Origin of the sequence: Enterobacter sp. 940_PEND, assembly GCF_001059415.1 — a bacterium.
Lineage (GTDB): Bacteria > Pseudomonadota > Gammaproteobacteria > Enterobacterales > Enterobacteriaceae > Enterobacter > Enterobacter cloacae_M.
In genome coordinates this window covers 18844-30733 of record NZ_JUMS01000048.1, presented here as the reverse complement: position 1 = coordinate 30733, position 11890 = coordinate 18844, and the positions used below count along the sequence as shown (strand labels likewise).

The 11890-nt window shown below is 49.8% G+C and carries 8 protein-coding genes and 1 pseudogene; 5 read left to right on the top strand and 4 right to left on the bottom strand.

Features of this window, described 5'->3' with window-relative positions; translation table 11 throughout:
* Positions 1 to 391 precede the first annotated feature (391 nt).
* Entirely contained in the window at positions 392 to 1375 is a 984-nt protein-coding gene (locus ADJ24_RS07330) for an MDR family oxidoreductase (protein ID WP_023280857.1), read from the top strand.
* A 62-nt stretch (positions 1376 to 1437) separates the two neighbouring features.
* On the opposite strand, the gene ADJ24_RS07325 is transcribed toward ADJ24_RS07330, so the two are convergent.
* Together ADJ24_RS07325 and ADJ24_RS07320 are read right to left on the bottom strand one after the other, a co-directional pair.
* The gene (locus tag ADJ24_RS07325; protein ID WP_023280966.1) at positions 1438 to 2094 is read right to left on the bottom strand and encodes a TetR/AcrR family transcriptional regulator; all 657 of its coding nucleotides are present in this window, start codon (positions 2092 to 2094) and stop codon (positions 1438 to 1440) included.
* Between the two features lie 423 nt (positions 2095 to 2517).
* Positions 2518 to 2814, bottom strand: a complete 297-nt coding sequence (locus ADJ24_RS07320; RefSeq protein ID WP_023314851.1) for a helix-turn-helix transcriptional regulator — start codon at positions 2812 to 2814, stop codon at positions 2518 to 2520.
* Between the two features lie 858 nt (positions 2815 to 3672).
* On the opposite strand from ADJ24_RS07320, the gene ADJ24_RS07315 reads away from it, so the two are divergent.
* From ADJ24_RS07315 to ADJ24_RS07305, 3 genes and pseudogenes are all read left to right on the top strand, one after another.
* The gene (locus ADJ24_RS07315) at positions 3673 to 6948 is read left to right on the top strand and encodes a P-loop NTPase fold protein (protein ID WP_023314849.1); all 3276 of its coding nucleotides are present in this window, start codon (positions 3673 to 3675) and stop codon (positions 6946 to 6948) included.
* 204 nt (positions 6949 to 7152) lie between these two features.
* Positions 7153 to 7482, top strand: coding sequence for a hypothetical protein (locus ADJ24_RS07310; RefSeq protein ID WP_000140246.1), 330 nt, complete (start codon positions 7153 to 7155; stop codon positions 7480 to 7482).
* A gap of 114 nt (positions 7483 to 7596) precedes the next feature.
* Positions 7597 to 8604: pseudogene (locus ADJ24_RS07305) on the top strand (radical SAM protein); the annotation flags it as partial.
* Between the two features lie 84 nt (positions 8605 to 8688).
* Here ADJ24_RS07305 and dkgA read toward each other — a convergent pair.
* Positions 8689 to 9516, bottom strand: coding sequence for a 2,5-didehydrogluconate reductase DkgA (dkgA, locus tag ADJ24_RS07300; protein WP_023309179.1), 828 nt, complete (start codon positions 9514 to 9516; stop codon positions 8689 to 8691).
* 105 nt (positions 9517 to 9621) lie between these two features.
* Positions 9622 to 10785, bottom strand: a complete 1164-nt coding sequence (gene yqhD / locus ADJ24_RS07295) for an alcohol dehydrogenase (protein WP_023309178.1) — start codon at positions 10783 to 10785, stop codon at positions 9622 to 9624.
* A gap of 195 nt (positions 10786 to 10980) precedes the next feature.
* On the opposite strand from yqhD, the gene ADJ24_RS07290 reads away from it, so the two are divergent.
* The gene (locus tag ADJ24_RS07290) at positions 10981 to 11880 is read left to right on the top strand and encodes an AraC family transcriptional regulator (RefSeq protein WP_023309177.1); all 900 of its coding nucleotides are present in this window, start codon (positions 10981 to 10983) and stop codon (positions 11878 to 11880) included.
* Positions 11881 to 11890: the final 10 nt, after the last annotated feature.

The window sequence follows — 11890 nt, the reverse complement described above, 5'->3', positions numbered from 1 at the left end:
TCAAAAACACCATCATACACTAAATCAGTAAGTTGGCACCATTACCCGAATTACCAGCGTCTGCTCTTGGCACGGAGCGGACCTATTTACTGAGCCGAAGGTCCGCTCAGACTAACTCATTAAAGCCTGGTTGTTTTATCGCATCATCAGCCGTGTTCTGAAGCATTAGCTATGTATCTTCAGGGATGCTGATTTTCCCTCTGCACCAGATAAACCAGAATACAGTTTGATGTCGGTCAAAAAAGACAGCTTTAAGTGCATGAAATGAATAATGTTTCTTGAATGCTGGCAAAGCACTGGGATCGTAGTGTTGATTATTAGACGATCGGTCAATATTATTTATTGACGACTTAATGACTGAACGGTAAACGCCCGGACAAACGAGGTGAACGTGTTTAAATCTTTATTAATCAACAAAACAGATGGACGCTATAGTGCGCAACTTGCTGAAATCGCTGAAAGTGAACTACCGCAGGGGGATGTGGAGGTCAATGTTGACTATTCATCCATCAACTACAAAGACGCACTGGCCATTACGGGCCGGGGCCCAATCGTCCGACGCTTTCCCATGGTGCCCGGCATTGATTTTACCGGTACAGTGTCCGCCAGTTCACATCCCGAATATCAGGCCGGAGATAAGGTTCTCCTGACCGGCTGGGGTGTTGGGGAAAAACACTGGGGCGGACTATCCGAAAAAGCACGGGTAAATGGAGACTGGCTGACGCCGCTCCCGGCTGGCGCTAACGGCAAACACGTAATGGCAATCGGAACAGCTGGGTTTACCGCGATGCTGTGCGTAGACGCACTTCTGAATCATGGTATTAAGCCTGAAGATGGTCCGGTACTTGTTACCGGTGCCAGCGGCGGCGTCGGGAGCATTGCGGCCATGATCCTTGCATCAATGGGGTACCGCGTTACGGCGTCTACTGGACGCCCGGAAGAGGCTGCCTGGCTCTATAAAACGGTCGGTGTGGACGAGATTATTAACCGTTCCGAGCTCTCCTGTCCCGGAAAACCGTTACAGAAAGAACGCTGGGCTGCCGCCATTGATACAGTCGGTAGCCATACGCTCTGCAATGTATGCGCCGGGGTGCGTTATGGCAGTATTGTTGCAGCCTGCGGCATGGCACAGGGGATGGAACTAATGGGGAATGTGGCTCCGTTTATCCTGCGTGGCGTCACGCTGAAAGGGATTGACAGTGTCATGTTCGCGAAGGAAAAAAGAGCGGCGATCTGGCAGCAGGCGGTACAGTATTTACCGGAGTCCAGACTGGATAGCCTGACCACCGTTTATCCGCTGAGTGATGCCATCAATGTGGCCGAAAAACTTCTGAGTGGCGGAATTCGTGGCCGGGCAGTAATTCAGTGTAGCTAATGAAGTGGAAGCCAGGCTCAGCCTGGGTTTGATAATTATTATCAGGGGCTGCGGCCCCTTTTTTACTTTTCAACAGCCGTGTCCTTAGAGGGCTGATAGCGTACTGACTTTTTGAAATAGCTCCAGAAGTCGTACACAGGCTGGGTTGAGCAATAAAGTTTGGCACGCATTACGGCACCCTCCCAACTGCTCCAGAAAATGGCCGCCAGTTGCGTATTATTCATATCGGAACGGATTTCGCCCGAAGATAACGCGTCGGACAGACAGCACGCCACAAGCGCCTGCCAGCGCTCAAGTATTTCGTGGAGCTGTTTGATAAAGGACAGTGGAAGACCCGGACTCTCCTGCATCATATTGCCAACCAGACAGCCCCGGGTGAAATTGTACTTTTTAATGCCGTCGCAGGCATCGTCGATGAAATTTTCCAGACGCATCATTGGTGTGAAGGATGATTCATACAGATGTTTTTGGAGTTTATGCACAAAGAAACTGTCATAGGCGCTCAGAACAGTCTGGGCATACTCTTCTTTGCTCTTGAAATAGTAATAAAATGAGCCTTTAGGAACACTGGCATTTTTGACAATGGCATCGACTCCCGTTGAAAGAAAACCATTCTGCGTGAGCAGTTCAAGCCCGCTTCGGATCAGGTCATTACGGGTATCTGTATAGGTACTCTCTGTTTTTCGTGGCCTGCCTCGCCCACGAATTTCGCCAGTCATGACTTTGCTCCTGCATTTTATTAACGGAAAAGAATAAGTGATTTTGCGCGGAGGCTTCAATCAGTTTATCCCCGGCGGTGACGAGGTGGCCACCTATGCCGACTGGACAGGGGACTGACTATTGCCATAACGCCATCGCAGGTTGCTTCAGTAAACCTGCTAATCCCGTACAATGGCGAATTCGCTATATCCGCTTCTCGCACTTAGCTGCCATAAATCGGCCAGGCAATCACAGGTCATTTCTGTCTCGCAAAGAAGGTGCCGTTTCTGCTTTGCGTTGACACCCCTAAATATTAGAATTAAAAGGAGAGAGTTACTGGAAAAAGGCAGCGGAGGCAGTGACAATCGTGGCTTGAAGCCACTACTCGATGGATGCGGACATGTAGTTGGCGTCATTCGACAAAACTAGCAAACTTCTAATAGTCACCATTTCTCCCGTCTGGCGGGAGTGCTGTCAAATGCCCCCCTCATCTCTGTGTGGGAAATGAAGGGTGAAGGGGAAATAGATGACAGCGTTATTTCTACGCCCAGAATACTGAATACCTTGTACAGACGATCAATACTGGCGCTAGCAGGGTTTGCTTCCAGGCGGGCATAGGTTTGCTGCGTTACGGCAAGCCTCTCAGACACATCTTTTTGCGTGAAGCCCTTGATTTTGCGAAACCCGATTAGCACAGGTCTGAGCTGGTTCAGCGTTTTTATCGGGAACTGATTATTCATAAGTGACCTGCCTCGCAGACTGAGTAGGGAGTACCGCCCTGTAATACAGCAGGTAAGGTGTATTTTGTGTTATACAGACTATAGGCTGTAAAACCTTTATTGAAAAGATGCTGATGTTCCAGGGGCATGCCGAGCATGGACGATTTTCTGCGGGGCGGTATTTCGCTACGGGGGAGATTGCGTTCGGGCAATGTACCGGTGTAAAAAACGTCAATTTTTCAAAACCGCTGTTATCGGGATAAGCTGAAAACTCCGAAGGCAGACACAGCCACGAATAATGTCAGACTTAAACTCTGTAGCTGTCTTCTTTTGCCTGTAAATAACGTCTAGTTTGACTCTGATGAAGGCTGTACCAGGCAGAGAACATGTCACTCTCGGGGCCGGATGATAAAATGTGTTCAACTGGCTGGGCAGGGTAATAGCGAAGAACGTTCTCTGAAATTCGATTCAGCTCAGCGTAACGTGCGCTGTAGGTATGTATAATCCATTGCATCAATTTTGCATCCGTATTATTCGCAGATTACACACAAGAAGCTTAACAATGGCTGAAAGAGTGAGCAGGGATATGTAACAAAAACAAGGGCTTCAAGATGAACTGGATAAAACCGGAGCAGAGCAAGCCCTGTTCCGGTTTGTCAGGCTTTGGAATTTCTTCCAGGCCCCTGCAGCTAGTCACAACAAACACATTAATGTTTTCATTGCTTCAATTCAATATTATTGTGTGAAAGGGATTCCATCGAAATCGGCTTATGCATGCTTAAAACTAAACTGCCCCGGCTGCAGTCATTTGGTTGCTGTGGGCTCTGTACTGTGTCTAATAGTGAAAGAATCTTACGTTATAACGAAGGAAATTGCTGAATGACTCTACGATTGCAGACGGAATCACCCGCTGACCAGGATATGTTTAGAGGCAGCAGTCATGAAAAAGTTGCAGAGAATGTGGCTCAGATCATCAGGACACCTGATGTCAATATTATTGGTCTGGAAGGTGAGCTGGGTTCAGGTAAGTCAACAATATTGAAGTTCCTGCAGAAAAAGCTTAAAGATGATTTTACGTTCATTAACTTTGATGCAGAACGTTACCATCATGGCTCAACTAAAAAAGCGCTTATCGATGTCATCCACCACGGGGTCAGCCTACAATGTCCGGGCTCCCGGGATGTGTTGGATAAGTATAAAAATCTGGCTCTGGGTAACATCGTTGAATACGACAAGAGGGTCAGCAGCAGGCTAAGCTGGTTGACCGTCGTTTTTATTTTACTGTCATTGCTTTCCGTGCAGATGCTTCGTTATGTGCTAACAGACCTTAATCAATATTTTACTAACAAGGAGTCATTATTAGGGTGGCTTTTTTATGTTGAGGTGGCCGCGTTTCTTTCTCCTGCCATTATGGTCGCAGGACTGGCATGCCTGCAGAACATGGAATGGTACAGAAAGAAAGGGTATTCGAGTATTGGTGATTTGTTCAAACGCAACAGTACTGACAGGATTGAAGAGACTTGGCTAGTTAATAAGGAGGTCGGAGCTATTGAGCTGGCTGAAGCTCTGCAGGGATTTACCTCCAAAGAGGTCATTTCCCATGGAGATCGCTTCATCCTTATCATTGATAATCTGGACCGAATCAGTGCAGACAAAGTGAAAGAGCTCTGGAGTGATATGGAGCTTATTGCCGGAGCCACTCATGAACACTTCAGGATAGTGGTGCCCTATTCGGCAAGACAGGTTTCAGCCTCACTTTCTGTGGCGGGTTTCAGCGGGCGTGAGTTTATTGCAAAGCGGATTCCTGTAAGTTTTCAGGTTCCTCCTCTTATTTCGGCAGGATGGCAGGAAGCGTTAAGGCAGTACTGGAAAGAAACAGTAAATGAGGATGCAGGGATAGCGTGCCGGGAAGCAACGGTGTTGCTTGAGCGCTGGAAACCCTCTGAGTATCCTCGTATCACACCGCGATTAATGAAGAAGTTTGTTAATGATATTCATATTCTGAACCTTACCGTTCCTGCAACAGAAGATCATCGCCATATTCTTATTGCTCTCTACTTACTGGTGGTCAGATACGGGGAGCGAGATATTAAAGTATTACTTCGCGATCCCAAAGCTAGTCAGACCGAACCCGGTATTGCTCCGGATGATTTTGACGAGATGCTCTCGCTAACTTATCAACAAATATCCCGAATTTTTAATAACGATACAGAAAGATGGAGCGAATTTCTGATGAGCATCCACTATCAGTCCACGGTGGAGCTTGCCAGGAGCGAGTTGCTTGATACGCCTCTTAAAGACGCGATTGGTGCTATAAATATCCCACGGCTTGAAGAACTGACGGCCTTGTGGGGTTTCGCTGAAGCATGGCAGCGAGTGGCACCACATATTCAGATGCGAGACTGGCTGGTTTCTTATAGCCGGATGGATGAGAAGTGTCAGGCTCTCGCCGAACCGCAACTCAAAGTCGCAGTGCAAATGCTGAATCAGAGTTATGCTGTTTCACTCAGAGAAAAGAATGATGAAGGTTTCGTATTGAGTCTGCAGAAACTGATGGCTGACGGGCGGATAAGCCTAGAGCCTTTCGTCGAAAGGCAAATATCGTTTATTGTGAGTAAACTTGATGAAATTCAGGATTCAGAAAAATTGGAGGCTGAATCCACGCAGACGTTGCTGCAGGAAGCTGATTCATACTCTGTTCTGGCCGGTGAATCACTACTGAATAAAATGGAGAATTTTGTAGATGGCGTATTTTATGTGGAATACCTTGTCAATAATGAAGAGACCTTGTCAAACCTGAAAATTGGCACACTAGATATCGGAAATCACGGTCGGGAGGAGATGTTACGCTATGGAGCTGAGCAACCTCAGATAGACCTTTTTAATCCGGGAATTATCCGGCATATCAATATTGCATCGAAGGCGGTACAGAACGTAATTGGAAAGAATGATGGTACAGGTGGGGCTCAGGTTAGCTCTGCAATAATGACGCTTAAAAATCGTCAGGTTGTTGAGGACGTTATCCATTTCAGAAAAATTGTTCTGAGCCCGGACTGGAATAATAATGTTTTAAATCAATATTATCTTAATAATACGGCGACGAGGAATCTCTTCCCTGCGGAATTTGCTGCACAGGCTGTTGCTCACATGGTGCTCCATGGTAACTATGCCGGTATCGAGTCGTACAGTGAACATATTGGTGAGGAACGGTTTGACCTGGCTTTGGCTGCATATCTTCGTTATCTACGTACTGCCGAGAGTATCTTTATAGCACTTAAGGATAAAAATGTTCTGCCGTACATCAAAAATGCTGTTGGCAGGATTGTTGATTTAGGTCTTCTGGTGAATATACCTGTCCTGAGCTTTGTTAAAGGTCAGTATGACGTCATCAAAGAAGCTACAAATGCAACCTCTCTTTTAATATTTGTGCGAGAGCGTCAAAAAGCACTGTCAGAGAAAATAATTGAGTCTGATGTGAATGCTATGGGTCCAGTATTTCTCCATGACGTATATCAGTCAGGTGAGCAGTTTGATATTTTGAAGAAAAAGCTGAACGCCCTGGCATGTGGAGTATTTAGTTCTTCTGAAAGGCTTATTGAGTGTTTTACGGTTCTTCCTGTGAACATGCGCTTTATCCTTGAACAAATGCAACTTCAGGGGCAGCATATCCGGATGGAAGGTAGTGTGGGTATCTTTGCATCATGGTTCCGTGATGCAGAGCCAGACGTTGTCACAAATGCCGAGAACATTCATTTCCTGTGGTCTTGCCTCGACGATACCCAGAGAGAGACTGTACTTGATGAGTTGCACGATGTCTTACTTGAAAGACATATTCGTATTGACAGCCGTATTGCGATTATTACCCGTTTTCATAATGAGTTGTCGTTTATTGAACCTGAGAAGGCCGTTGAACGCAGGGCTATTGCGGCGCTGTTTAGCGCTTCTGTTGATAATGTATTATTGTCTCAATGGCTTGACCGTCAGACGTTTTCATTTTCATCATGGTCTCCGGAGGACGCCCGTACGGCAACGAGTTGTATAATGAATAACTCGGAGATTTTTCCTCTCATCTGCAGGAATTCACAGTATATTAAAAACAGAATGTTACCAGAGAAAGCGGACGTTACAGAAGATAGTGATACGTTTCCGGACTGAGTTCGTTCTTTAAATCCTATACCTGAAGACCACAGCGGTGGTCTTTGGGAGTTTTTTTATTGCCTGATATACATTAAGCATGTTATATCTTGCTAAGAAATAATCATTCAGGGATTAATCATAACTACTGAAGTTATGTTGTGTTCTTTTCTTTTAAAAATAAATTATTCAGATTTATTTTCTATTGATTTAATGAGGTAGGGAATGACAGAAAGTGCTTTGCTTTTGCGAGAGGCATTTAATGAATCGGTTAACTATATGACATGGTCTTTTTATTCACTGATAACTGCTTACGTTTCGATGGCTTTTTATGATAGAGTTGAGGTTAAGACCCGAATAAATAATTATCTGAATAAGTTACTTTTCGTGATTGCTATGTCCGTTTTTATCCCAAATATGTACTTTGTTTCAATGGTGTTCAGTCAGAAGTTAGGCACCGCAGCTGGCGTTGCGTCATTCATTATTGGGCTACTTTTCATGATGTTAAACTCGGCGCCTGTAATTACTGGTATCGTACAGCAGCGCAAAGATTGAGTTTTATGAGTATAGTCAGTTGGGTTTTCATCTGTTTTATCAGACTTAGAAAAATGAAATCTTTCAATTCATTGATTTTAAACGCAAAAAAATTTCTAAATGATCAGAATTATAGGGTGCTCGCTCTGCTCCATTACCGAGCACGAAGGCCGTATTATCCAGAGCCGCTCTGAAGATTCGATCATCAATGAGATCGAAGCGATTCGCGACTCGGTGCCGGGCTTTACCGGCGTGATTTCCGACCTTGGTGGCCCAACCGCGAACATGTACATGCTGCGCTGCAAGTCGCCGCGCGCGGAGCAAACCTGCCGTCGCCTCTCCTGCGTCTATCCGAGCATTTGCGAGCATATGGACACCAACCATGAGCCGACGATCAACCTCTACCGCCGCGCGCGCGACCTGAAGGGCATCAAGAAGATCCTGATCGCGTCCGGGGTACGTTACGACATCGCCGTGGAAGATCCGCGCTACATCAAAGAGCTGGCGACGCACCACGTCGGCGGCTATCTGAAGATTGCGCCGGAGCACACCGAGGAAGGCCCGCTGTCGAAAATGATGAAGCCGGGCATGGGCAGCTACGATCGCTTTAAAGAGCTGTTCGATACCTATTCGAAGCAGGCGGGTAAAGAGCAGTATCTGATCCCATACTTCATCTCCGCCCACCCGGGCACGCGCGATGAAGACATGGTGAACCTGGCGCTGTGGCTGAAGCAGCGTCGCTTCCGTCTGGATCAGGTGCAGAACTTCTATCCGTCACCGCTCGCCAACTCGACGACCATGTATTACACCGGCAAGAACCCGCTGAGTAAGATTGGCTACAAGAGTGAAGAGGTGGTGGTGCCGAAAGGGGATAAACAGCGTCGTCTGCATAAAGCGCTGCTGCGTTACCACGATCCGAAAAACTGGCCGCTGATCCGTCAGGCGCTGGAAGAGATGGGTAAAAAACACCTGATCGGCTCGCGCCGCGACTGTCTGGTACCGGCCCCGACGCTGGAGGAGATGCGCGAAGCGCGTCGCCAGAACCGCAATACGCGCCCGGCGCTGACCAAGCACACGCCGATTGTGCATCAGCGTTCGAACGGTAATTCGAGTGTGAAGAAGCCCGTGAAGCGCAAAGCGTAAATAAAAAACCCCGGCAAGCCGGGGTTTTTTATTTCGACACGTAGGCCGGATAAGGCGAAGCCGCCACCCGGCTTTTTTACGCGACTACCCGCCAAACTGATCAGGGTCCGGGCCTAAACGTTTACCCTTATCCAGCTTCGCAATCTCACCCAGCTCTTCTTTGTCCAGACGGAAATCCCAGACGTCGAAGTTTTCGGCGATGCGCGACGGCGTGACCGATTTCGGAATGACCACCAGGCCGTTGTCCAGATGCCAGCGAATGACGATTTGCGCCGGGGTTTTACCGTATTTATCCGCCAGCTCACGGATAATCTTTTGATCGAATACCCCTTCGCCGCCCTGCGCCAGCGGGCTCCAGGACTCGGTCTGGATTTTATGCGTAGCGTTCCAGGCGTGTAGCTGGCGCTGCTGCATCAGCGGGTGCAGCTCGATCTGGTTAATCACTGGCGCAACGCCAGTCTCGTCAATCAGCCGCTGCAGGTGATGAACCTGGAAATTACAGACGCCGATGCTTTTCACCAGCCCCTCTTTCTGCAGTTCAATCATCCCTTTCCAGGCGTCAACGTAGTGATCGATAGCCGGAACCGGCCAGTGCATCAGCCAGAGATCGACGAAATCGAGCTGGAGTTTCTCCAGGCTCTCCTCCAGCGCTTCGCGGGGCCGTTTTTGATCGTCGTTCCACAGTTTCGTGGTGATGAATAACTCATCGCGGGGGACGCCAGCGCTGGCCAGTGCCTTACCCACGCCGTCCTCGTTTTTATATGCGGCGGCGGTATCAATGGACCGATAGCCGACTTCCAGGGCTTTATGAATGGCGGAGACGACCTCGTCGTTACCGGCTTTCCATACACCTAGCCCCAGCTGGGGCATCACGTTGCCGTCCTGCAGCTTGATTACGGTTTGGTTTGCCATTTTTCCTCCTTCAGGTGCGCATCGCCGGAGGGTTCCTCCGGCGATGGGTTGTGCATTAAGTCTGGACGAAATGTCAAAAAACGAAAGTCGGGAGGGCAAAAACGCTTAGCGTGCCGCTTCGTAGATGCGACGGCTGACGTCCAGCGTAATGTCGCCGTGCTCGCCCAGGTGGGTCATGCCGTGTTCTTCGAGTTTCGCCAGCAGGGCAGGGATGGAGCTGCCGTCCAGACCGTAGCCAGAGAGACGCGTTGGCACGCCCAGACCTTCAAAGAAGCTGCGGGTCGCTTCGATGGCGGCATCAATACGCACATCGTCAGAACCCTCGGTGATGTTCCACACGCGTTCTGCGTACTGCAGCAGTTTGGCACGCTTGGTGTCCCGTTTTTCGTTCCACAGCGCAGGCAGCACAACGGCCAGCGTTTGCGCGTGGTCCAGACCGTGCATCGCCGTCAGCTCGTGGCCCAGCATGTGGGTTGCCCAGTCCTGCGGTACGCCAGCGCCGATCAGGCCGTTCAGCGCCTGCGTTGCCGCCCACATGACGTTGGCACGCACGTCATAGTTTTCCGGCTCTTTCAGCGCTTTCGGACCTTCTTCGACGAGCGTCAGAAGAATGCCTTCCGCGAAGCGATCCTGAATTTTGGCATCTACCGGATACGTGACGTACTGCTCAACGGTGTGAACAAAGGCATCGACCACGCCGTTCGCCACCTGACGCGCAGGCAGGGTGTAGGTGTAAACCGGATCCAGGATCGCGAACACAGGTTGAACGTGTTCGTTCATGAAGGCCTGTTTGTCGCCGGTGGTTTTGCGGGAGATCACCGCGCCCTTGTTGGATTCAGAGCCGGTGGCCGGCAGGGTCAGCACGGAGCCCATTGGGATGGCGCTTTTAATGTCGCTGCCGCGAGTTTCCAGAATGTGCCACGGATCGATGCCGTCAGCGTAGTGCGCTGCCGCCGCGATGAATTTGGTGCCGTCCAGCACGGAGCCGCCGCCGACGGCCAGCAGGAAGGTGATCTTCTCTTCGCGGGCGATTTTCACCGCGTTCATCAGCGTTTCGTAAGACGGATTTGGCTCGATGCCGCCGAACTCTCGCACGTCCAGACCGTTCAGGGCGCTGTAAACCTGATCCAGCACGCCGGTTTTTTTCACGCTGCCGCCACCGTAGGTGATCAGTACGCGGGCGTCAGCGGGGATCTGGGCGCGCAGATCGGCGATAGCGTCTTTACCAAACAGAATGCGGGTTGGGGTGTGAAGATTAAAGTTGTTCATTGCTCGTTCCCTTTAGTGGGTGAAAAACCGTGGTGGCGCAGAGGGCGACCTGATGCTGCACATTGTGTCTGTCCGGGGCTATCCTCTCAATGCACATTCCTGCCGATGTCTTGCCCATTTCTACAGAGCGCTGGAGAAAGCGCGGAAAACGACGCACACTGTCAACGTCGGAAACCGTACCCGGAGTAACGTAATATGAACCGTGAAGCGATCTGCCATCAGCTCACTGCGCAGATTAAAAGACTGATAGATAAAGAAAATGGTGTCAGCGATCTGCTTCCTGACATTCGCCTGCTTTATGGCACGCAGCCCGGGACGCGCACGCCGGTCATGTACCAGCCGGGCATCGTTTTTCTCTTCTCGGGCCATAAAATTGGCTATATCAACGAGCGCGTGTTCCGCTACGACACCAATGAATATCTGCTCCTGACGGTACCTTTACCCTTCGAATGTGAAACCTTCGCGACAGAGGCCGTTCCGCTGGCCGGTATTCGCGTCAACGTCGATATTCTTCAGCTGCAGGAGCTGCTGATGGAGATTGGCGAAGATGAGTTCTTCCAGCCGTCTATGGCGTCGAGCGGGATTAACTCGGCGACGCTGTCGGAAGAGATCCTCTGCGCCATTGAACGTCTGCTGGACGTGATGGAAAGGCCGCTGGACGCGCGTATTCTGGGCAAGCAGATCGTCCGCGAAATTCTCTACCATGTGCTGCTGGGCCCGGGCGGCGGGGCGTTACTGGCTCTGGTGAGCCGACAGACCCACTTCAGCCTGATAAGCCGCGTGCTCAAGCGTATCGAAAGCCAGTACACGGAGAACCTCAGCGTCGACCAGCTGGCGGCGGAAGCGAACATGAGCGTCTCGGCGTTTCATCATAACTTCAAGTCGGTGACCAGCACCTCGCCGCTGCAGTACCTTAAAACCTACCGGTTGCATAAGGCGCGGATGCTGATGATCCACGACGGCATGAAGGCCAGCGCGGCGGCAATGCGGGTGGGTTACGAAAGCGCGTCGCAGTTCAGTCGGGAGTTTAAGCGCTATTTCGGCGTCACGCCGGGAGAAGATGCATCACGCATCCGAACCATGCAGGGAGCTTAAGCTTTTTCCT